Source organism: Streptomyces maremycinicus, assembly GCF_001184025.1.
In the GTDB taxonomy this organism is placed as follows: Bacteria; Actinomycetota; Actinomycetes; order Streptomycetales; family Streptomycetaceae; genus Streptomyces; species Streptomyces maremycinicus.
This window is the reverse complement of record NZ_BBYG01000012.1, coordinates 489366-511815: the sequence shown is the minus strand read 5'-3', so window position 1 is coordinate 511815 and position 22450 is coordinate 489366. Positions and strand designations below refer to the sequence as shown.

Here is a 22450-nt window from a genome sequence, read left to right as displayed (position 1 = left end):
ATGCGACTCAGGCGAGCGATCACCATCGGCGCCCTCCTCCTCATGTCGGCGTCGATGACGGCGTGCGGCGACGACGACAAGAGCGGCGGAAACAGCGACGGCGACGGCAGGACGGGCGCCAGCGCGAGCGCGAGCAGCGGGAAGGACGGCAGCGGCGAAGCGGCCGGGACGGAGCTGCCCGAGGCCTCGGACATGGCGTCCATCGCCTACTTCCTCAACGAGCACGGATCCTGCCTGGATCTCATGTCGGGCACCGAGTACGACGACAGCTCCCTTGCAGACCACGATCCCGCCTGGGGCGATGACAACATGACGCGCGAACCCGCATGGGGGATCAAGGAACGTGCCGTCTGCCGGGACAACTACGACGACTCCAGCACGCTGTTGGTGTTGTCGGACATGAAGAAGTTCCAGACCTCCATGCGCGCCAAGAACTACGGGTCCATCCTGATCGGCAAGGACTTCGCGGTGGCGCCGGGCGGCGCCGAGACGACCGGAGATCTCAAGAACTCCGGCCTCGTGGTCCTGTCGTGCGAATCGGAACGCCAGATCCCCAGCGGCTACAAGCAGGAGCCTGCCGAGGTGGACGGGTGCGTCCTCACGAACTACTTCGCCAACTGATCCCTCCGAAGGGCTTTTCATGCTGACCCGCTTCCGGCCGCGCTCCGGCCGTCCGGCACGGCCCCGGACGAGGCGCTCCCTACGCGAGAACCTCATCAGCACCGGCATCGCCGCGCGGGCCGTGCTGTTCCTGGTGCTCGGGGTGATCGCGCTCTCGTTCTCAGCTCCACAGCAGGCGCAAGCCCTCTTCGACACCTGTGACTGGGCGCAGCAGAGCATCAACCAGAAGGCCGACATGCCAGGCCCCGCCGCGGAGAACATCTTCCCCTCGGTGAAGCAATGGGACGGGAAGCGCGAACTCGTCGCCGGCGCGACGAAGATGGACGGTCCCGCGTCGAAGTACACGCTCTACGAACTCAGCGCCATGCGCGGTCTCAACTGGGCCTCGACCCAGCAGAGCCAGCACGATGCCCAGCAGGGCGACCGCGGGCAGGCCGCCGACGACGACGAGTGCAGCCTCCAGAACGAGATCTACAACAGCATCGCCCAGGCCATCTTCGACCTGAGCAAGATCATGAGCCGGGCCGCGATCAGCATCAAGGAGATCTCCTCCAACCCGAGCCCGCTGGCCGCCCTCTACGACGGCACGGTCTCCGGTGACGACAGCGTCGTCGACCGCCTGAACAACGGTGTCTTCAAGCTCGCCGTGCCCACCATGATCCTGCTCACCGGCCTCTGGGTGTTCGGCAAGTGGCGCAAGGGCGATATGCGTGAGGTCTGGTCGGGCGTCGGCTGGGCCGCGTTCGTGGTGATCGCCGTATCGGCGTTCCTCGTCAACGGGAACTACGTGGCCGTGGTCGAAACGGCCGACTCAGGAATCGCGCAGGGAAACGCCGCCCTGACCGAGGCCGTGCTGGACGGTGCGATCGATGGTGTCGACCCGCCCTGCGACCTGCCTGACAACGCACCCCAGCGCGGCATGCGCATCTCCAGCTGTGCCATGTACGACACCCTGGCGTTCCGCCCCTGGGCCATCGGCCAGTTCGGCGACCCGGGCAAGGCTCGCATGGAGTACAAGGGCGCCCAGAAGTGCGACTTCGGGTCGGAAAAGCGCTGCACCGACCTGCGAGTCAAGCAGGTGATCATCCAGTCGGTGACGAACATCGAGTACTACCAGCACCCTTCGCCGGTCGAAATCGAGGAGAACGAAAAGGGCGACATCATCAAGGCGAAGGAGAACCAGTACGGCGAGCTGCGCCACTACATAGCCAAGAACGAGAATGCGCGCATCTACGAGCAGTGGTCGGGCGACAAGCCCGCCAACCGCATCAGCATCGGCGTCTACGCCCTGGTCGCGTCGCTGATCGTCGGCCTGATGGTGATCGTGCTCAGCGCTCTGACCCTGCTGTGGCACGCGGTCACGCTCATCATGGTGATCCTGCTGCCCCTGGTCGCGATCATCTCGATCCACCCGACCCAGCAGAAGCTGCTGCGGGGCTGGTGGCAGACCTTCGTGCACAGCTTCGTCCTGCGCGCCGGGTTCGGCGTGATCCTCACGATCCTGCTGCTCTTCTACCAGCTGATCCTGCCGCTCCAGATCCCGCTGGGTATGCAGCTGCTGATGCTGCTGCTCGTCACGATCGCCGTGATCATGCTGCTCAAGAACCTGCTGTCCGGGAAGTTCAGCCCGCAGGTCCAGGGCGCGGACGACGCTCTCGGCGTCGGGGACATGGCCGGCAAGGTGACCGCAATGGCACCCGGGCTAGCCGCGTCCGCCGCGGGCTCTACCGCCCGCACCACAGGCCGTGTCGCGAGCACCACGGCCAAGGGCACGGTCCGGGCGACCGGCAGCACGGCACGCGGAACCGCCTGGGCGGTGGACAAGCTCGCCTTCAAGGGCAAGGGGCGCGCCAAGATGCAGGAGAAGGGCTGGCTCGGTCAGTCCAAGCGCGAGCAGCGGCAGACGGCCTACCAGAGTTCGCAGGTCGCCCAGAAGAACTACGACCGGGAGTTCGGCGAGCAGGGAGGCCAGGATTCACCGGCTCCGGAGGCGCCCCGCACTCGTGGCCGCCGGGTCAGCGGCTCCAGCAGCGCGCCGGCTTCGCAGTCGACGACGCCGACCGAGTCCCGTCCGGCACCCGCGCCCGCTCCTGCTCCCGCCGCCCCCGCACCGCAGGTGCCCGCGCCACGCCCCCGGCCCGCAGACCCGCCGGTGGCACCCGCCGCCCCGGCACCCACGCCGCCCCGGAGGGACCCCCGCGGCCCCAGCGGCCGCGTCTAGCCCCTCCCCGCCGCCCCACCCCCACCAAGGAGCCACCCGATGCCCGCCCTGACCGCCGACCGCAGCCCCGACCAACTGGTCGCGGAACTGGAGCGGCTCATCGGCGTGGACTGGCCCACGGTGTGGGCGGGGGTCCCGGAGGACGCGGAGAAGCGGGCGAGGTGGTGCGCGGGGTTCGACTGGCGTCCGCTGTGGGCCGAGGCGGGACTGCGCGTCCGTACGGCCCTGGGCGGCCGCCTGTACCTGGCCTCCGCCGCGCCGGGCGGCCCGGTGACCCGGATCGACCACACGGTGTGGTCGGCCCGGGCCCGGGACACGGACGAGAACGCCCTCGTCACCGACCTGGCGGAGACCCGCTGGACCGCCTGCCTGACCGCCCTGCGCGGCCTGCTGGGCAACCCGACCTGGCACGGCACCTGGGACACCCCGGACTTCCCTGAACTGCCGGGCCGGGGACCTTGGCCCGATGCCGGGTGGCGTGCGCAATACCAGGACCCGCACCGCGTAGCGGTGTGGCGGTTCCGGGTAGCGCAGGCACCGGTCTTCGAGCTCAGGGCGACGCTCGGAGCAACGGCACGACGTGGTCCGGTTCCGGCCAATGCGAGGATCGAACTCGTCTGCCATGACCCCGACCACGCGGAGTCCCGTCGGCAGGCGCGGCGCGGATGAACCGGAGCCGTGCGGAACGCGAGGAAGGTGACAAGCGATGACGACCCTCAGCATCGAACGCAGCCCCGAGCAGCTGGCAGAGGAGCTCAGGGGGCTGGAGCAGGTGGACTGGCCGGCGGTCTGGGCGGGCCCGCCCAACCCCGGTCAGGCACTGGACGACTGGTGCGCTCTGTTCGGCTGGAAGCCGACGTCGGCGGAGCGGGTGCTGACCGTGCGCAGTGGTACGGGCCAGGACCTCGCCCTCTTCCCTGTGCGCTCCGCCGGTTGGGCTCCGGTCAAACAGCTCAGCTGGACGAGTTGGCACATGTCCGCGGACAGCGCGTCCGAGAACGACGAGGTCCTCACCCAGGCCGCTGAGACGTGGGCCGCCTATGTGGAGGCTGCCCGCGCTGTGCTCGGCGATCCTTCCTATGCGGGCGCCTGGGACGACCCGGCCTTCCCTGAACCGCCGCACGACCGGCACTGGCTGATGCCCAGCGACCTGCGGCTGGAGGACATGGACCCCTACCGCATGGCGATCTGGCGGGAGGAAGGGCCGGAGGGCCACCTCACCGTTCTCGCCGTCAAGCCGGGATCCGCCCGAGCGCCGGGTGCGCTCCGGCGCGCGTCGATCAAAGTGACCTGCTACCCGCCGGAGGCCGAGTGATCCAGGCACACATCCCGGACAGAGTCCTCGACAACGCCCGTGACCGGCAGCGGACCGTCGAGCCCGGCCTGACCGAGGCCGAGGCCAAGCGGATCGCGAGAGGGCTGCGCGCGGGCATCGACCACCTCCAGGACACGGAGTACAGGAAGCAGCTCCACCAGCGGCTGAGGGAGATCGCAGCTGCCCAGGACATGGACCTGCCCTCCCCCGACACCAGGTCGACCTTCTGGTCCTACCAACTGGAGGACCATCCGCAGATCAATAGGGAGCCCGGGGAAGAGCTGTACAGCATGCACATGGCGGCTGCGTACACCGAGGCACAGAACTCGATCGTGCCGGACACCCTGCGGTACCTGGAGGGCACGCCCGGCGGTGAGGCGCTGGGCCGGCTGCATCTGTGGGACACGGAGATGCAGGACGCGCTGGGCCTGGACGAGAAGGCGGGCCTGGCCCTGGCCTACGACGCCTGGGGCACCCTCTCCGAGAAGTACGCCGCGAAGACGGAGAACGAAGCCCTCTTCTTCATGGCCGAGCTCAACCCCGGAACGGTCGCCTACCAGACGGAGTCTCGTCAGCTCCGCCAGGACGGCAAACTCGACATCATCAACTTCATGTATCCGGCGCCGACGCGCAAGTACACCGACCTTGCGCCGGAGACCCAGGAGCTGCTGGCCTCCCAAGCCGTTCGCGCCCAGGTCCACACCTTCTCGTACGACGAGAACGACGCGAAGTACACGCCGCTGACCAAGGCGGGGCACCTCGACCTGAAGCAGTTGGCAGCGCTCCCCACCCCCGAGGCGCAGCGCGCCGCCGTGCTGGAGGTGTGCGCCCGGGTGGCGACCATGGACGGTCCCGCTCGCGCGGCCGACGTGGAGAAGCTCATCGAGGAGATCAAGGTCCTGCGACCGGACCACGAGGTCACGCTGCCCAGCGTGGAGGACCAGCAGTGGGCGGCCGGACTCCGCGGTTCCGAACCGACGGGACCACCGCCCGTCGCCGTCAGCACCCACGGGCAGTACCTGCCCGGCGTCAAGGTCAACGCCAGGACGGGACCGGCGCCCCTCGACTCGCTCACCCTCCCGACGACGGAAGCAGCCGCCGTCCAGGCCCACAACTTCCTGCCCGGCGTCACCGCGCAGGCGAAGTCGGTCGTCGTCCCGAAGGGGACCGACACCCCTGCGGCTCCCCCGATGGCACCGCCGGGTCCTGAGCAGTCGAACGACACCGGAATGGGAGTGTGACCGGCCCATGAGCCGCACGCCGGGCAACGCCCGCACCCCGCGCACCTCTCGTCCACCAGGCCCCGCCCGCACCACGCGCACTGCCCAGCAGACCGCAGCCGACCGGCCGGACGAGACCACCGCCCCGGAGCCCACCAGCCCCGCGCCCAGCACCACTTCCGCCCCGGCCCTTCCCCTCCTCCGCCGTTTCCTCCACCAGGACAAGGACGACGCCTGGGCCGTCCGCCTCCTCCCTCGCATCGTCTTCGGCGTGGCCGCGCTCTACACGGTGATCACCCTCGCCTCGCAGAGCGGCTCCAGCTTCGTCGCCGTGGTCACCGTGCTGTTCCTCGGCCTCGTGCTCTGGTTCCTCCGCCGCCGCACCCAGCTGCTCCTGGCGCTCGGGGTGAGCATCCTCGCCATCGCCTTCACCGGATACTTCTCCGCGGTCGGCGACGCGGCCCGCACCAGCGAGGACGCGAGCGCCACCGTCACCGGCACCGCCGCCTTCGGCTACTGGGCCCTCGCCGGAATGGCCCTCCTCGGCGCCTGGATGGTGAAGAACCACCCGGGCCGACGAGGCGTCACCGTGGTGCTCGCGGATGTGATCCTCGTCATCGCGTCCGTCGTCGGGATGTTCCTTCCGGAAGCAGGTGTACCGCTCGGTTTCCTCGGCGTGCTCGGCGTACTGGCAGTGCGCGGAAGCAGCGCGAAAGCGGTTACGGGCCGGGCCGGCCAGGCACTTGCCCGCCTGCGGAAGCGCAAAGCCAGTGATCCGACGGACAGTTGAGGCCCGTGTGAACGTTTCGTCTCGTCACTGTGCCAAGTCGGCACACGCTTTGCAGATGCGTTGCACGGGGTTGACGGAACGCCTTAGGCTCCCCCCCGATCACGTATCACCACGGGGGACAACACACATGCCTATGGCCAGCCATACGGCGCTGCCCACGCGTCCCGCGCGCGGGCCGGTACGGGGAGCGGGGGCGGGGACGGGGGTCCACACGCCCGACGCCGCTCTGCCCTGCCAGCGCCGACCGGACGTCTTCCAGCACCCGCTGCTGGAGGCACCCACGGACATTCCGTACACCTCGCCCGCACAGCGCCATCAGCACCTCGTACTGCTCCGCACCGCCCGTGACCTGTGCGCTTCCTGCCCGTTGTGGGCGGAATGCCTCCAGGACGCGGTCGCCCACGCCGAGCCCTACGGGTACGCGGCCGCGACCACGCTCGACGACCGTCGCTGGATCCGCCGCGCCCTCGGCGTCGGCGACGCGAACGGCGACCTGCCCACCCACACGGTGGACGGCCCCGGCGCGGGTCCCGGCTACAGCTCCGGCGAAACGTCCCGCCGTCTGCTCCGGCTGCGCTCCCTCAGCACCGGTACGGCCGCCCGGCACGACGCCGAGCGCGGCCTGCCCACCGTGGAGCGAATCCTCGACGCGTTCGACGCCCGCCAGGACCAACTGGCCAGGCAGCGCAGCGAACTGCCCGCCATTCCGCGGCAGTTGCAGCAGCACACCACCACACAGCCCGCACACAGCGGGCCGGGACACTCCCACCCGCACGCCGACCCGGAAAGCAGGAGCGAGGACATGGCAGCGGCCGAGTCCGGGCAGCGGATCGCCTTCTCGTACGAGGATCCCGCCCAGGCCGTACGACAGGCTCTGCTGGCCCCGCTGATCCGCTCCGCCCTGCCCACCCTCGACAGCCTGGAGCAGCTGGTCGCGATGCTGGCGAGCGTGCCCGGCGGTGGGATCGCGCCGGAGACGCCGGACACCGTCCGCGCCGCGCGCAAGGCAGTGGAGGCACTGGCTCCGCAAGGCGGGCCGGGCTCCAACGACTCCGCCGACGCCGCCCCGGACAGCGCCGGCCCGCTCCGCGCCCTCACCGGCTCGGTCTCCGTCGAACTCGCCACCACCGACCCGGTGGCGGCCCTGCGCCGCGACTTCCTGGAACCGCTGCTGCGCGAACTGGCCTCGTCCCTCGCCAACATAGAGAAGGTCGCGACCATGCTGGCCGCGACCGGGGCCCCGGACGGCGAACGGATCGATCCGGAAGCGATCCGCACCGCGCTGCAAGGCATCCGCACGTGCCTCCCCCACCCCGCCCCGACCGGGAAGACCGCGGCCGGCACGGGCCAGGCCGCCACCCTCGTCCCCTCCGGCGCCCCCAGCATCCGGGCGGCCGTGGAGACGGCCGTGTCGACCTTCCCCGGGCCCTTCTCCGCCCGTGACGTCCTGCGCGCACTGCCGCCCGGCGTGTACGGCGACCCCTCCAAGACGATCAGCAACGTGCTCTCCGCGCTCGTCAAGTCGGGCCGCCTTCGACGACTCGCGCGGGGCACGTACGCTCGCACCGTCGACGTCACCCCGGACATCACCGTGGCCGTCGTCCCCGAACAGGACGAGGCGAAGAGCGCCTGAGCCGGAACTGATCCGGACCGAGCCGGAAGGAACCAAGACCCCCGATGACCGAACCGACGCCGCCACCCCCCGCTACGGCGGACGCCCAGGTGCACGTCTTCTCCCCCAACGCCGGCCTGATCGACGGCGTCCCGGTCACCGCCCCGCCCTACGGCGACATCCAGGACGTCGTCCTGGCGATCCTCCAGCAACGCGCCCAACAGCTCGGCACCCCCACCCCGGCCACCATCACCGACAACCGCTACGGCGGCGCGATCCGCCTCCTGATCCACCCGGACGGCACAACGGAACAACTGGGCTGAACCCTCGCCACCGGGCCCGCCTTCAGGCCCGGGAGCCGCTCTCCCCCGGCGGAGGGCTGACGGCGTCGATGTCGGCGAGGATCTGACGGGTGAGGCGGAGTTCGATGTCCAGGATGTCGCGGCGGAACTTCCCCGGGTCCTTCTCGTAGCGGGCCCTGCCCGCCTCGGAGGTGAAGGCCGAGGCGGGAACCGCGTCCTGGCCCGCGGGGATGAACTTCTGGATCTCCTCGAGGGCGGCCACGGCGTACGCCACCGCGCCGCGCTGCCGGTGGTGCTCGGATTCGGGTGAGTTGAGCAGCTCGAGTCCGGCGCGGCCGGCGGCATCGGCCGCGATCGCCGCGAACTCACCGGGGTCGATGATCTCGGACGGCTCGGGGCCGCCGAAGGCCGGCGGGGGCGGCGGGATCTGCTCGGCCATCAGGAAGGCGAAGTTCCGGTTGCGGCCGCACTGAGCACACGGTCCCTCGTACACGGCGACGATGTCGCCACCGCGCTGCTCCAGGCGGTGCCGTCGGACGAAGTCGGAGCTCCCGCACTCGCATGGGTGCAGGTCCATGTACAGGTGGGCTTCCAGTGAGGAACGGGCTCTCAACATGGGATGATCCTAAAGTCTGTTGTGCGGTGTGCATATGTACAGAGCCTGGGGGAGGGCATCACGTGGACACATCGGCCGATCCGCAGTTCGTCAGGGGAACACTCCGTCCGGGCGGCCCGGCGCAGCAGGCGGAACTCGTGTGGGCCGCGAGGCGGGACATGGGTGCGGTCGCGGCCGTCGTCATGGGAGACAGGCTGACCTCCCTCGATCCGGCCCAGACCGACGACGGGCGCCAGTATTTCGTGCTGCGCGACAGTCGGGGTGAGTCCGCCAAGATCTGGGTGGATGCGATTCCGCTGGCGACGGGAGCGATCGCCGACACGACGACGAACACCGCCTCACAGAACTATGTCATCCGCATCTCCGACCGCCTTCCGACCGAGATGCTGGGACGGGTCCTCGCGCACGAACTCGGCGAACTCACCGCCGTACGCGAGCGTTCGGCCGCCGGCCTGGCCCCCGTCCGGGAAGACCTGCTGCGCGAAGGCGCGGAACTCCCGGCCGGACCACAGCTGTCCACCGCGGACATGGGACGCATAGGCGAGCTCAACTGGTTGGCCCAGCGCAGCAATGACGCCGGTCTGTCCCCCCAGCAGCAGGTGGAGGCACGTACCCAGTTCTCCGCGCTGCTCGACCCCTACGGGATGCGCCCCACCGCCGCCATGAGCGAAGAGGCGGCCTTCCAGGCCGAGGAGAGAGCGGCCCGCGCCCGGTACCGGATGGCGTACGGCTCCCTGTCCTCGGACTCGGTGAGCCTTCTCGACGCCCTCGCCCACCCCATCGAGAACCTCTCTCCCGCCGACGCCACCGCGCTCCAGGCCTCCCGGGACGCCGCGCTGCGTGCGGAGCGTCAGGTGGAGGCCTTCATCGGGCGGCGCGACGTCACCATGCCCATGCCGGGCTACGACCAGAACGGCCTCCCGCTCCCCCGCGACGAGCTGGAACCCGCCGCCGAGCGGTGGGCGGAGTACCGCGCCCAGGTCAGCGAGCGCACCGTGCGGACGCTGGAGGAGCAGCTCGCCGAAGGCCGGCTCCCGCTGCGCAAGGTCGTGATCGGCGGCGGCGCGAGCCTCACCGGACGGGACCCGGAGGCGCTGCTGGTGGACGGTGCGGGCCGTTGGCACCTGGACCCCGGGAACGGGATCGTGCAGTCCGCGGACCAGGACCGCGACCTCGCGCAGTGGATGGGCGTCGACCCGTACGCGGCCGTCGAGGACCCCCGGCACCGCATCTCCATCCACGCCGTCCGGGTCTGGGAGGACCAGCTCGCCACCCAGGGCGACGTGGTGAACGGCCACGCCCGGCTGCGCCTGGGGCGGGACGGTGAACTCCTCGCCGAGATACGCGGGTCGGGGCCGGACGGCCAGGAGAGCGCGACCCCGCTGTGGGTGGCGTGCGACGGGACGCCGAGCATCGCGACCGGTCTCACGCCGGACGTGGTGCCGGGCATGGCACGCGGCCGGACGGGCGTGGAGAGCCGCGCCGAGGCCGTGCGGCTGATCAGTGACCGGCTGCGGGAGCTGGAAGGCCAGGGAACGGCCCACGCGGGCGAGGTACGCGCCTGGCTGACCCAGGCCGAACGGGGCGGCGCCGACACCCGTACCGTGCTGGAGGCCCTGGACTCCTCGATGCTGAAGGAGGCGCTCTCCGCGGGCCTGGAGGGCGACGCCGCCGCCCGCATGACGAACTGCTTCACCGCCCTCGAGTCGACGCGGAAGTGGGAGGCGGCGCGCGAGGCCGCCGCGGGCCGGGCCCTGCTGGGCGACGAGGTCGCTGAGAACCGCTTCGACCCGCACGCCGCCCAGCACTGGATCATCGCGGGGTCCGGCGGCACCGGCGTCGCGAACGCCGAGATCATCCTCCGGGAGAACCCCGACGCCTATGTCACGATCGTCGGCTCGAATCCGCCGGCCGCGCTCCGGCACCAGGTCCAGTACCCGGAGATGCTCGCCCGCTACGGAACGGGCGAGAACCCGCGGCTGACGATCGGCCGGACGGAGCTGGGCGCGGTCGAGACCTACCGGCACGAGAACGGGGAGACCTGGTTCCAGGCGGACTACGTGGTCGAGGCCACCGGGGAACGCAGGACCGCCCGGGCGGCCGGCTACGTCTCCAGCCTCGGCCGCACCAACCCCCTCCCGCCCGCGCTCCAGGTCCTCGCCGACGAGGTGCGCGACCGGGGTGGGCAGATCTCCGGGGACCTGCTGTTCGACAGGGACGACCAGTACATCGGCTACGGGCTCACGTTCACCGTGGACGGCCGGGAGCACCGCGTCGACGTGGACGGCGCCGCCTCCTGGCAGTTGCCGCGCGAGGTCTTCGCCCCGGAGACGGGACTCCAGGCCGCGCTGAACGGAATGGGCCTGCGCGGTCTGCCCTCCGAGACCGGCAACGCCGCCCCCGGCTTCTCCCCGATCGCCCGCCAGAGCGCCCTGCGCGCACGCGCCGTCGCGGCGGCGGCCGCCGGCGACCCCGAGGCAGTACGCCGGCTGTCGACGATCCCGGAACGCTGGCGACGCCCGGACCTGGGCCCCGCGTCCGAGCCCCCGACGGCCGGCCCCCAGAACCCCACCCTGCCCCAGGAGAAGACCCAGCCGACAGCGGAACGGACCCCTGCGCAGGACCGGGCCGCCCCCGCGGCGGAACGGAACCCTGCGCCGGACCAAGCCCCCGCGGCAGAACGGAACCAGGCAGCGGACCAGGCCCCCGCACCGGATCGGAACCCCACGGCGGAACGGAACCTCACGGCGGAACAGGACCCGAAGCCCGTCGCCACCCCCGGACCCACCCCTGAACCGGCCCCGACACCCACCCCGGAATCGGCACCCGCCGCACCCCCGGCCCAGCCCTCCGTCCCGACCCAGCCCTCAACCCCGGCCCCCACCACCACGCCGACCCCGGCCCGACCCTCACCGCCCGCCCCAGCCGAACCCCCAACCGCAGCCCCTGCCACCGCCCCTGCCCCTGCCCCTGCCCCTGCCCCGAAGGGAGCCTCTCCCTCCCCGCAGGTCTCGGGCTCGCACCTCTGGCAGATGGGTCTGCGCCGGGGCGGCGCCGGCCGGCCGCCCTCCCCCGCGCAGCAACAGCCGCAACAGCAGCCGCCGAGCCCCGAGCGGCCCGACCCGGGCGTCGATATGGACACCTGAACCTGAGGGTCGTGGACGACGGACGGACGGCACCGCCGTCGAGAACGTACGGGAACGGCCATCGAGGACGTACGGAACGGCCGGCCGGCCGTGAAGGAACGACGGGCCGGCCGTACAGCCGTGCAGAACGAGAGGAGGGCCCGGAGACGAATCTCCGGGCCCTCCTCTCGATGACTGTCGCCGGACCTCAGTCCGACTTCTGCTGCCGCTTAGGCCGCCAGACCACCAACGCGCTGGTCTGCTGCACCTCCTGGTACGGCACCAGGTCCCGCCGGTAGGAGGCGTGCACCGCCGCCTCCCGCTGCTGCATCGCCGTGGCCGCGCCGTCCAGCGCGGCCTCCAGCTCCGCCGTCCTGGCCTGGAGCGCGGCGACCTGGTTCTCCAGCTCGATGATCCGCTTGATGCCGGCCAGGTTGATGCCCTCGTCCTGGGACAGGGCCTGCACCGTGCGCAGCAGCTCGATGTCGCGGGCCGAGTAACGGCGCCCCCGTCCGGCGGTGCGGTCGGGGGAGACGAGACCCAGGCGGTCGTACTGGCGCAGCGTCTGCGGATGCAGGCCCGAGAGCTGGGCCGCCACCGAAATGACGTAGACCGGAGTCTCCTGGGTCAGTTCATACGGGTTACGCCGACGGCCGTCCATCACTCTCATGCTCCCTTCGCGGCCTCGAACAGCTCCGCCCGCGGATCCTCACCCGCGGTCGCCTCGCGATACGACTCCAGTGCCTCACGAGCCTTCCCCGACAAGTCCTTCGGGACACTCACCTCGACGGTGACCAACAGGTCGCCGCGGGTGCCGTCCTTGCGGACCGCGCCCTTGCCCCGCGCCCGCATGGTGCGGCCGTTGGGCGTGCCGGGCGGAAGCTTCAGCGTCAGGGAAGGTCCACCGAGCGTCGGCACCTTGATCTCGCCGCCGAGGGCCGCCTCGGTGAAGGTCACCGGCACGGTCACCGTGAGGTTGTCCTCCTTGCGGCCGAACACCGGGTGGGCGCCGACATGGACGACGACGTACAGGTCGCCCGCCGGGCCGCCGCGCTCGCCCGGGGCGCCCTTGCCGCGCAGCCGGATGCGCTGACCGTCCGTCACCCCCGCGGGGATGCGGACCTGCATGGTCCTCGACGACTTCGCGCGCCCGCTGCCCTTGCAGTCCAGGCAGGGATGCTCGGCGATCAGGCCCCGGCCCTTGCAGTCGGGGCAGGGGTCGGTCAGGGAGAAACCGCCGCCCGAGCCCCTCGCCACCTGGCCGGTGCCGACACAGGTCGGGCACACGCGCGGGGTGCCGTTCTTGTCGCCCGTCCCCGAACACGCCTTGCAGGGAGCCTGCGAGGACATGCGCAGCGGGACGGTCGCGCCCTCGATCGCCTCCGTGAAGGTCAGGGTGACCTCGGTGTCGATGTCCTGGCCGCGCCGGGGCTGGGTACGGGTGGTACCGGGGCCGCCGCGGTTGAACAGTCCGCCGAACACGTCCCCGATGCCGCCGCCGAAGCCGCCCTGGGCACCTCCGCCCTGGGCGCCGCCTCCGAAGAGGTCGCCCAGGTCGAAGTTGAAGTTGCCGCCGGCGCCGGGACCGGGGCGGAAGCCGCCGTTGCCGAAGAGGGCGCGGGCGTCGTCGTACTCCTTGCGCTTCTTGGGGTCACCGAGGACGTCGTTCGCCTCGGAGATCTCCTTGAAACGCTCCTCCGCCTTGGTGTTGCCCTTGTTGGCGTCCGGGTGGAACTCGCGGGCGAGCTTGCGGTACGCCTTCTTGATCTCGGCCTCGGTGGCGTCCTTGGGGACGCCGAGGACCTTGTAGAAGTCCTTCTCGACGAAGTCCTTGGTGCTCATCCTCGACGTCCCTCCTCCCGCTCACTCATCCGATCGAGCTCAGCCCTCGTCCGGGCCACCGCTCTCCTTGTCGTCCGTCACCTCGGCCTCGTCGGCCTTCGCCGCCTGGGCACCGGGCTGCGGTTCGGCGACGGCCACCCGCGCGGGGCGGATGGTGCGCTCGCCGATCCGATACCCGGGCTGAAGGATCGCCACGCACGTCGTCTCGGTGACGTCGGGCGCGTAGCTGTGCATCAGGGCCTCGTGGATCGTCGGGTCGAAGGGCTCGCCCTCCTTGCCGAACTGCTGGAGGCCCATCTTGGCCGCGACGGTCTCCAGCGATTCGCCCACCGACTTGAAGCCGCCGACGAACTCGCCGTGTTCCCGCGCGCGGCCGATGTCGTCGAGGACGGGCAGGAGCTCGGTCAGGAGGTTCGCGATGGCGATCTCCTTGACCGCGATCCGGTCGCGCTCGACCCGGCGGCGGTAGTTCTGGTACTCGGCCTGGAGGCGCTGGAGGTCCGCGGTGCGCTCACCCAGAGCGGTGCGCACCTGGTCCAGCTGGGCCACCAGACCGGCTGTCTGGTTCGCGTCCCCGGCCGGGGCCTCCCCCGCCGCCGAGGCGGAGGAGGGGGCGGCCTTCGGCTCGGCGTCTTCAGGGGTGGCGCCGGAGGGGACGTCGGGCTTCTCCTCGAAGCCCGGGGTCTCCTCCGTCACGCGGCACCGTCCTTGCGCTCGTCGTCCACGATCTCGGCGTCCACGACGTCGTCGTCGGCCTTCGGGGCGTCGGCCTTGGGGGCGTCGGCGGCCTGACCGGCCTGGGCGTCGGCGTACATGGCCTGGCCGACCTTCTGCGAGACCGCGGCGACCTTCTCGGTGGCGGTGCGGATCTCGGCGGTGTCCTCGCCCTTGAGCGCGGCCTTCAGCTCCTCGACGGCGGCCTCGACCTCGGTCTTGACCTCGGCCGGGACCTTGTCCTCGTTGTCCTTGAGGAACTTCTCCGTCTGGTAGACGAGCTGCTCGCCCTGGTTGCGGGACTCGGCGGCCTCGCGGCGGCGGTGGTCCTCGTCCGCGTACTGCTCGGCCTCCTGGCGCATGCGGTCGACCTCGTCCTTCGGCAGCGAGGAGCCGCCGGTGACGGTCATCTTCTGCTCCTTGCCGGTGCCGAGGTCCTTGGCCGTGACGTGCATGATGCCGTTGGCGTCGATGTCGAAGGCGACCTCGATCTGCGGGACGCCACGCGGCGCCGGCGGCAGACCGGTCAGCTCGAACATGCCGAGCTTCTTGTTGTAGGCCGCGATCTCGCGCTCGCCCTGGTAGACCTGGATCTGCACCGACGGCTGGTTGTCCTCGGCCGTCGTGAAGATCTCCGAACGCTTCGTCGGGATCGTCGTGTTGCGCTCGATCAGCTTGGTCATGATGCCGCCCTTGGTCTCGATACCGAGGGACAGCGGGGTCACGTCGAGGAGCAGGACGTCCTTGACCTCACCCTTGAGGACACCGGCCTGGAGCGCGGCGCCGATGGCGACGACCTCGTCCGGGTTCACGCCCTTGTTGGCGTCCTGACCGCCGGTCAGCTCCCTGACGAGCTCGGCGACGGCGGGCATCCGGGTCGAACCACCGACGAGAACGACGTGGTCGATCTCGGAGAGGTTGATGCCGGCGTCCTTGATGACGTTGTGGAACGGCGTCTTGCAGCGCTCCAGCAGGTCGGCCGTCAGCTGCTGGAACTGGGCGCGGGTGAGCTTCTCGTCCAGGTGCAGCGGGCCCTCGGCGGACGCCGTGATGTAGGGCAGGTTGATCGAGGTCTCGGTGGACGAGGACAGCTCGATCTTCGCCTTCTCGGCGGCCTCGCGCAGACGCTGGAGCGCCATCTTGTCCTTGGCGAGGTCCACACCGTGGCCGGCCTTGAACTGCTGCACCAGGTAGTCGACGACACGCTGGTCCCAGTCGTCACCACCGAGGTGGTTGTCACCGTTGGTGGCCTTCACCTCGACGACGCCGTCACCGATCTCCAGGAGGGACACGTCGAACGTGCCGCCACCGAGGTCGAAGACGAGGATCGTCTGGTCGTCCTTGTCGAGGCCGTACGCGAGCGCGGCCGCGGTGGGCTCGTTGACGATACGAAGGACGTTGAGACCGGCGATCTCACCGGCTTCCTTCGTCGCCTGACGCTCGGAGTCGTTGAAGTACGCCGGGACGGTGATGACCGCGTCGGCCACCTTCTCGCCCAGGTACGCCTCGGCGTCGCGCTTGAGCTTCTGAAGGATGAACGCGCTCATCTGCTGCGGGTTGAAGTTCTTCCCGTCGAGCTCGATCGTCCAGTCCGTGCCCATGTGACGCTTCACGGAGCGGATGGTCCGGTCCACGTTCGTGACTGCCTGGCGCTTGGCCACCTCGCCGACGAGCACTTCACCGTTCTTGGCGAAGGCGACGACGGACGGCGTGGTCCTGGCACCCTCGGCGTTGGTGATGACGGTGGGCTCGCCGCCCTCCAGAACGCTGACGACGGAGTTGGTTGTGCCCAGGTCGATGCCGACCGCACGTGCCATGGTGATCTTCCTCCAGCTGACTTGAGTGGAACGGACTCAAGTGTGCACGAGGCTCACCTCTGGGTCAACAGACCTGAGTCGGCCCCACTCAACTCTTATCCGTTCCTTACACGCAAGGAGGCGTTGACCTGCGGCGATACAGATCTCCCGGGTCGCCGCACCCCGGGCTCCGGGTGATGCGCAGGGTCCTCGGACTGACGCCGGGGCGCGTACACCGGTGCGGAACCCGGCCCGGAACGCGACTCCGAGCCCGCCCTCGGACCGACCGCCGGACCCGACCCCGGACCCGACCCCGACCCGGGACGCGGCGCGGGAGCCCGCTGCGCGCGCCGGACCTGCCGGGCACGACGGCCACGCGCGCGTGGCGGCCCGTACACCGCGACCCGCAGCATCCCGAGCACGACGACGAGTGCCCCGCCCGCCACCCACAACACCGCCCGCGCGTCGGCCCATCCCCCGTGCACCAGCACCCCGACGAGCACCGCGGCGAAGGCCGCCACACCGAGCAGCACGGTCACCCCCTGCGCGGTGAGCCCCAGCCGCCGCAGCCGATGGGCGAGATGATCGGACGCACCCCGCGGCAGCGGCCGTCGGGCCAGCCGTCGGGACAGCACGACGAGGACGACATCGGCCACGGCGACCGCGGTGAGCGCGAACAGCACTCCGGCGCCGGCCACCGGAGCGTGTCCCGCGCGGGCGATCACGGCGGCCGCCGCGAGGAGGAATCCCGCGAAGAGCGACCCGCACGCCCCGAGGGCGACACGCGCGGGAGGCCAGTTGTGCATCAGGAACCCGGTGAGCGCGGCGGCGAAAACGCTCAGCAGCACCGCGAGGCCGTCCATGACCTCGACGGCGGCGCAGGCGGCCACCCCGAAGGCGGTGACGACCCCGACGGTTCCGGCCACCCCGTCGGCGTGGTCGAGCGACCGGAAGGCCAGGGCGACGAAGGTGATCCAGCCGACACCCACCACTCCGGCGGCCACCCCGGTCTCGCCGTACGGCACCACGAAGGCGGCCGCGACCGCCGTACCCGTCACCAGGAACCGCACATGGAGCCGCCAGACGTCCGCCACCAGTCCGAGTGCGGCGACGGCGCCCCCCGCGACGAGCAGCACCTCGATGCCGTCGCCGAGCGGGGCGATGCCCGTCCAGTCGCCGGCGACGGCGACCAGACAGGTGGCGAGCACCACGGCGGCACCCCCGAACAGCGGTACCCGCCGCTGACGCTGCCGGCGGTCGAGCAACCCCAGGCGCAGGGCGGGCACGCGCAGCAGCGCGGCGAGGACGGCGGCGAGGAACAGGGCGGTGATGGCGGCGACGATCCCGTAGAGCACGGATATAAATTAGTCACATATGTACCAATTTGGTACGAATAACACGGCCGAATCACGACCCAATCGCGACCGCCCCACGATCGCCCGACCACCGCCCGACGACCGACCGACGACCGCCCCGCGACCGCCTCACGGCCGGATCCCCACCGGAACCCGCCCTTCCACCGACCCCGGGGCCCACCCGGAACCGACCCCCGACCCGACCCCGACCCGACCCGAACCTGACCGGATTCTGAGGCAACCCTCAGCGACTGAGATCACTCCGCACCCCGCTACAGTGCGACGGAGAATACGGGGTAGTCTCAAACGGACTGCATAAGTTACCGCTTAGTAATTTCCCTCGCAGGCCCGAGGAGCCCCCAAATGCAACTCGCCGCGATCATCGTGTCGCTGCTTCTGACCGTGGTCGGCGTCGCCCTGATCGCACGTGCCATCGGCCAGTTCGTCCGGTACTTCAAGCTGGGCCAGCCGCTCCCCGCCGGAACCCGGACAGACAACCCCTACGCGCGCAGCGTGACGCTGGTACGGGAGTTTCTCGGCCACACGCGGATGAACCGCTGGGGCATCGTGGGCTTCGCCCACTGGTTCGTGGCGATCGGCTTCCTGACGCTGCCGCCGACCCTCGCCCAGGCCTTCGGCCAGCTCTTCCAGGCCGACTGGGTGCTGCCGGTCATCGGCGACTTCCTGCCGTTTGAGCTCTACATCGAGTTCATCGGCGTGATGACGATCCTGGGCATCGTCGTCCTCATGGCGATCCGCCTGCTGAACCTGCCCTCGCGCGCCGGCCGCAAGTCCCGCTTCGCCGGCTCCAAGGCCGGGCAGGCCTACTTCGTCGAGTACGTCATCCTCACCATCGGCCTCGCCATCTACGTGCTGCGGGGTCTCGAGGGCGCGCTGCACCACGTGGAGCACTACGAGGCCGGCTACTTCGCCTCGTACCCGCTCGTCCTGGCCTTCAAGGGGCTGGGCGTCAGCACGCTCCAGAACCTGGTCTACCTCGTCGCGATGATCAAGATCGGGACGTCGTTCATCTGGATGATCGTGGTCTCGCTCAACACCAACATGGGTGTGGCGTGGCACCGGTTCCTGGCGTTTCCGAACATCTGGTTCAAGCGCAACGCCGATGGTGCGACGGCTCTGGGTGGGCTGCTGCCGATGACGTCGGGCGGCAAGCCGATCGATTTCGCCGATCCGGGTGACGACGACGTCTTCGGTGTCTCCCAGGTCGAGCAGTTCTCCTGGAAGGGCCTGCTGGACTTCTCCACCTGTACCGAGTGCGGGCGCTGCCAGTCGCAGTGCCCGGCCTGGAACACCGGCAAGCCGCTGTCCCCCAAGCTGCTGATCATGTCGCTGCGTGACCACGCGCACGCCAAGGCGCCCTATCTCCTGGCGGGCGGCGGCAAGTCGATGGAGGGCGAGGAGAAGGCGACGGCGGAGCAGCTGGCCGGTGTGCCGGCGGCGGCGCTGGCGGAGGCGGAGCGGCCGCTGGTCGGCAGCGCCGAGGACAACGGTGTGATCGATCCGGACGTGCTGTGGTCGTGCACGACGTGCGGTGCCTGTGTGGAGCAGTGCCCGGTCGACATCGAGCATGTCGACCACATCGTCGACATGCGCCGCTACCAGGTGATGATCGAGTCCGCGTTCCCGTCCGAGGCGGGCACGATGCTCAAGAACCTGGAGAAGAAGGGCAATCCCTGGGGGCTGGCGAAGAAGCAGCGCCTGGAGTGGCTCAAGGAGGTCGATTTCGAGGTCCCGGTCGTGGGCCGTGACCTGGAGGACCTCACCGAGGTCGAGTACCTGTACTGGGTGGGCTGCGCCGGGGCGCTGGAGGACCGCGCCAAGAAGACCACCAAGGCGTTCGCCGAACTCCTGCACATCGCGGGCGTGAAGTTCGCGATCATGGGCGGTGACGAGAAGTGCACCGGTGACTCCGCCCGCCGCCTGGGCAACGAGCCGTTGTTCCAGGAGCTCGGCATGGAGAACGTCATGGCGCTGAACGCGGCGTTCGGCGAGGAGATGGACGACGACGGCAAGGTCACCGAGGCCTCGCGCAAGCCGCGGTCGGCGAAGAAGATCGTCGCGACCTGCCCGCACTGCCTGAACACCATCGGCAACGAGTACCCGCAGCTCGGCGGCGACTACGAGGTCATCCACCACACCCAGCTGCTCCAGCACCTCATCGACGAGGGCAAGCTGATCCCCGTCACCGCGGTCGAGGGCCTCATCACCTACCACGACCCCTGCTACCTGGGCCGTCACAACAAGATCTACACGCCTCCGCGCGAGATCATCGCCAACGTCCCCGGTCTGCGCAACGAGGAGATGCACCGGCACAAGGAGCGCGGTTTCTGCTGCGGCGCGGGCGGCGCGCGGATGTGGATGGAGGAGCGGATCGGCAAGCGCATCAACAACGAGCGCGTCGACGAAGCCCTCTCCCTCAACCCCGACATCGTCTCCACCGCCTGCCCGTTCTGCCTGGTCATGCTGACCGACTCGGTCAACGGCAAGAAGAACGAGGGCAAGGCCAAGGAGTCCGTCCAGGTCGTGGACGTCTCCCAGCTCCTGCTGGAATCGGTCAAGACCCCGGTCGACGACGAACCCCCCGCGGGCGAGGCACAGACCGAGAACGAACCCGAACCACAACCCGTCAAATAGCCCGAACGGCCCCACCGGCGCCCCCGTGTCCCACCCCGGACACGGGGGCGCCGCCATACACCCCCGCACTCCTGCACACACCCCCCACAACCCCCGCGCCCCCTACGACCCTCCCCTGAACAACCACTGATTCCCGTCCGGTTGCTCCCCTTAGGGGATGTCACAGCTCGGCAGCAAAGCCGTGCCCGGACGGCAGGCCCGGGCACGTGACTCTCCGGGACCAGGTACGTTCGAAGGCGTGGCTGGATTCAGGATCGGACGCGGCGGCCGGGACAACCGTGCCCCGCAAGCGCGACCGCAACACCCTCCGTACGGGCAGCAGGCGCCCCAGGGGCCGTCGCGGTCCTCGGGACCCTCGCGGTCCTCGGGACCGTCGGGACCCTCTGGGCCGTCCTACGGCTACCCGTCGGGCCAGCAGCCGTACCCGCAGCAGCGTCCGCAGTACGGCGGCACGGGCGCGGGCGGCGGCCAGTGGCCGCAGGCGAACGGCGGAGGGTACGGCGGCCAGAACGGCGACGAGCCGGAGTACTTCGGCGGCGACGCCCCGTACGGCGCCCCGGGCGGTCCCGGCGGTCCGGGCGGGGTCCCGCACGACCCGTACGCCGCGAACAATCCGGGCCACACCCAGGCCTTCTCGATCGACGACCACCAGCAGTACGACCAGTACAACCAGGGTGGTACGTATCACGCGGGCTCGGCCCCGGCGGGCCCGGTGGGTCCGCGTCTGCACTGGAAGGAGCTGCTGAAGGGCATCGTCCTCACTCCCAAGCAGACCTTCCTCCAGATGCGGGACTACACGATGTGGGGCCCCGCCCTCGTCGTCACGTTCCTCTACGGCCTGCTCGCGGTCTTCGGCTTCGACGACACCCGCGCGGACGCGATCAACGCGACGCTGTCCAACGCGATCCCGATCGTCCTGACGACAGCCGTCGCGATGGTACTGAGCTCCTTCATCCTGGGCGTGGTCACCCACACGCTGGCCCGCCAGCTGGGCGGCGACGGCGCCTGGCAGCCCACGGTCGGCCTCTCCATGCTGATCATGTCGCTCACCGACGCCCCACGCCTGGTCGTCGCGATGTTCTTCGGCGGCGACGCGTCCTTCGTGCAGCTGCTGGGCTGGGCGACCTGGGTCGCGGCCGGCGCCCTGCTGACCCTGATGGTCAGCCGCTCCCACGACCTGCCCTGGCCGAAGGCGCTGGGCGCGGCGTCGATCCAGCTGATCGCACTGCTGTCGATCGTGAAGCTGGGCACGTTCTAGCACCACCCGGCCGGTGACCGGCCGACGCCGAAGGCCCTCGACGATCTGGTCGGGGGCTTTCGGCATGCCGTCACCGAAAGCGATCCTGCACGCCCCTCCCGGGGCTCCCGCGCGAGACGAACCATACGAAAATACCGCATGTCGCACCATCGCAACTACAGAGCGTCATTTATGGTGACTGTTCCCTACACCTCCTACAAGGAGTGCGCGTGAAAGCTCGCTTTGGCGTGGGGCGGGGAACGGCGCTCGTGGCCGCCCTGCTGGTCGCCGTCATCGCCTTGATCCTGCCCGGATCGGCAGCCGCCGGGACGGACGACGGCCGAGCCCACTCGGACCACTGGGGCGTGATCGCCCGCAACACGATCGGCTCGCCGGTCGCCGATCTCCGCAACGGCCCCTTCGGCTCGTACGACGTGACCGGCACCGGCGCGAGGCCGCCGTACGGGCGAGGCAGCCTCGGCATCGAGGTGGCGGACAGCTCCACCACGCTGGTCCCTCCCAGCGAGAAGGTCGACTTCGGCAACGAGGTGGACTTCTTCGGCAAGTCGCTGCTGGGGCTGCGGCGCATCGGTTTCCACGTGTTCCAGACGAGCGAGAACGTCCAGTACGGCGGACCGCGGAACATGCCGAACATCAAGTTCGAGATCGACCCGAACCTGAACTCCACCGACGACTACTCCTCGCTGGTGTGGCTGCCGGGCGCGTCCCCGGTCACGAACGCTTGGAGCCCGTTCCTCGACGCCACGCGGACCGGCGGCTGGGCCCTGACGAGCACCGCGGGCCCCACGACGGGCTGCACCTTCGCCACGCCGTGCACCTTCGCCGCGCTGAAGGCCGCGTTCACGTCCCGCAACGCCAGGCCGACGGTCTACACGGTCGCCGTGGGCAAGGGGCAGGACTTCATGTGGATCGGCGCGGTCGACGGTCTCCGCCTCAACGACTACGTCTACGACTTCGAGCGGGACGGCGTCAAAGTACTGCGCGCCAAGTAGGCGGCCGTGAGCCGGA

Annotated in this window: 18 protein-coding genes; 12 read left to right on the top strand and 6 right to left on the bottom strand. The window is 70.3% G+C overall.

Annotation, left to right across the window (positions count from 1 at the left end; all coding sequences use genetic code 11):
- The 8 genes from AOQ37_RS15395 (at window position 1) to AOQ37_RS15360 (ending at window position 8102) form a co-directional block, all read left to right on the top strand.
- Complete coding sequence (locus tag AOQ37_RS15395) at window positions 1–621, top strand: hypothetical protein (protein WP_062645042.1); 621 nt, start codon at window positions 1–3, stop codon at window positions 619–621.
- A 19-nt stretch (window positions 622–640) separates the two neighbouring features.
- Window positions 641–2842: a hypothetical protein gene (locus tag AOQ37_RS40440; RefSeq protein WP_062645041.1), complete on the top strand. Its 2202-nt coding sequence runs from the start codon at window positions 641–643 to the stop codon at window positions 2840–2842.
- A 39-nt stretch (window positions 2843–2881) separates the two neighbouring features.
- Entirely contained in the window at window positions 2882–3511 is a 630-nt protein-coding gene (locus AOQ37_RS15385) for a hypothetical protein (protein WP_062645040.1), read from the top strand.
- A 37-nt stretch (window positions 3512–3548) separates the two neighbouring features.
- Window positions 3549–4157 carry a hypothetical protein gene (locus tag AOQ37_RS15380; protein ID WP_062645039.1) on the top strand — a complete coding sequence of 203 codons (609 nt, stop codon included), beginning with the start codon at window positions 3549–3551 and terminating at the stop codon, window positions 4155–4157.
- The gene (locus AOQ37_RS15375; protein WP_062645038.1) at window positions 4154–5398 is read left to right on the top strand and encodes a hypothetical protein; all 1245 of its coding nucleotides are present in this window, start codon (window positions 4154–4156) and stop codon (window positions 5396–5398) included. The genes AOQ37_RS15380 and AOQ37_RS15375 overlap by 4 nt, the downstream gene beginning before the upstream one ends.
- A gap of 7 nt (window positions 5399–5405) precedes the next feature.
- Window positions 5406–6167: a DUF2339 domain-containing protein gene (locus tag AOQ37_RS15370; protein WP_234436910.1), complete on the top strand. Its 762-nt coding sequence runs from the start codon at window positions 5406–5408 to the stop codon at window positions 6165–6167.
- Between the two features lie 133 nt (window positions 6168–6300).
- Window positions 6301–7800 (top strand): WhiB family transcriptional regulator, encoded by a 1500-nt coding sequence (locus AOQ37_RS15365; protein WP_062645037.1) that lies wholly within the window; start codon window positions 6301–6303, stop codon window positions 7798–7800.
- A 44-nt stretch (window positions 7801–7844) separates the two neighbouring features.
- Window positions 7845–8102 carry a hypothetical protein gene (locus AOQ37_RS15360; RefSeq protein WP_062645036.1) on the top strand — a complete coding sequence of 86 codons (258 nt, stop codon included), beginning with the start codon at window positions 7845–7847 and terminating at the stop codon, window positions 8100–8102.
- Between the two features lie 22 nt (window positions 8103–8124).
- On the opposite strand, the gene AOQ37_RS15355 is transcribed toward AOQ37_RS15360, so the two are convergent.
- On the bottom strand, window positions 8125–8697 hold the full coding sequence (locus AOQ37_RS15355) for a hypothetical protein (RefSeq protein WP_062645035.1): 573 nt from the start codon (window positions 8695–8697) through the stop codon (window positions 8125–8127).
- A 62-nt stretch (window positions 8698–8759) separates the two neighbouring features.
- Between AOQ37_RS15355 and AOQ37_RS15350 the strand changes: the two genes are divergently transcribed.
- On the top strand, window positions 8760–11843 hold the full coding sequence (locus tag AOQ37_RS15350) for a hypothetical protein (protein WP_062645034.1): 3084 nt from the start codon (window positions 8760–8762) through the stop codon (window positions 11841–11843).
- 187 nt (window positions 11844–12030) lie between these two features.
- Here AOQ37_RS15350 and AOQ37_RS15345 read toward each other — a convergent pair whose 3' ends face one another.
- The 5 genes from AOQ37_RS15345 to AOQ37_RS15325 all read right to left on the bottom strand — a co-directional run bounded on the left by AOQ37_RS15345 (window position 12031) and on the right by AOQ37_RS15325 (window position 17529).
- A complete protein-coding gene (locus AOQ37_RS15345) occupies window positions 12031–12483 on the bottom strand; it encodes a heat shock protein transcriptional repressor HspR (RefSeq protein ID WP_062645153.1) in 453 nt (150 codons plus the stop codon).
- Between the two features lie 5 nt (window positions 12484–12488).
- Window positions 12489–13664, bottom strand: coding sequence for a molecular chaperone DnaJ (dnaJ, locus tag AOQ37_RS15340; RefSeq protein ID WP_062645033.1), 1176 nt, complete (start codon window positions 13662–13664; stop codon window positions 12489–12491).
- Between the two features lie 39 nt (window positions 13665–13703).
- A complete protein-coding gene (gene grpE / locus AOQ37_RS15335; RefSeq protein WP_062645032.1) occupies window positions 13704–14360 on the bottom strand; it encodes a nucleotide exchange factor GrpE in 657 nt (218 codons plus the stop codon).
- Window positions 14357–16195, bottom strand: coding sequence for a molecular chaperone DnaK (gene dnaK / locus AOQ37_RS15330; protein WP_062645031.1), 1839 nt, complete (start codon window positions 16193–16195; stop codon window positions 14357–14359). Before dnaK ends, grpE begins: the two co-directional genes overlap by 4 nt.
- Before the next feature lie 95 nt (window positions 16196–16290).
- Window positions 16291–17529 (bottom strand): MraY family glycosyltransferase, encoded by a 1239-nt coding sequence (locus AOQ37_RS15325; protein ID WP_062645030.1) that lies wholly within the window; start codon window positions 17527–17529, stop codon window positions 16291–16293.
- Between the two features lie 363 nt (window positions 17530–17892).
- On the opposite strand from AOQ37_RS15325, the gene AOQ37_RS15320 reads away from it, so the two are divergent.
- The 3 genes from AOQ37_RS15320 (at window position 17893) to AOQ37_RS15310 (ending at window position 22434) form a co-directional block, all read left to right on the top strand.
- A complete protein-coding gene (locus AOQ37_RS15320) occupies window positions 17893–20184 on the top strand; it encodes a heterodisulfide reductase-related iron-sulfur binding cluster (protein WP_062645029.1) in 2292 nt (763 codons plus the stop codon).
- A 157-nt stretch (window positions 20185–20341) separates the two neighbouring features.
- Window positions 20342–21442 carry a Yip1 family protein gene (locus AOQ37_RS15315; protein ID WP_062645028.1) on the top strand — a complete coding sequence of 367 codons (1101 nt, stop codon included), beginning with the start codon at window positions 20342–20344 and terminating at the stop codon, window positions 21440–21442.
- 209 nt (window positions 21443–21651) lie between these two features.
- Window positions 21652–22434, top strand: coding sequence for a hypothetical protein (locus tag AOQ37_RS15310; protein WP_234436909.1), 783 nt, complete (start codon window positions 21652–21654; stop codon window positions 22432–22434).
- Window positions 22435–22450: the final 16 nt, after the last annotated feature.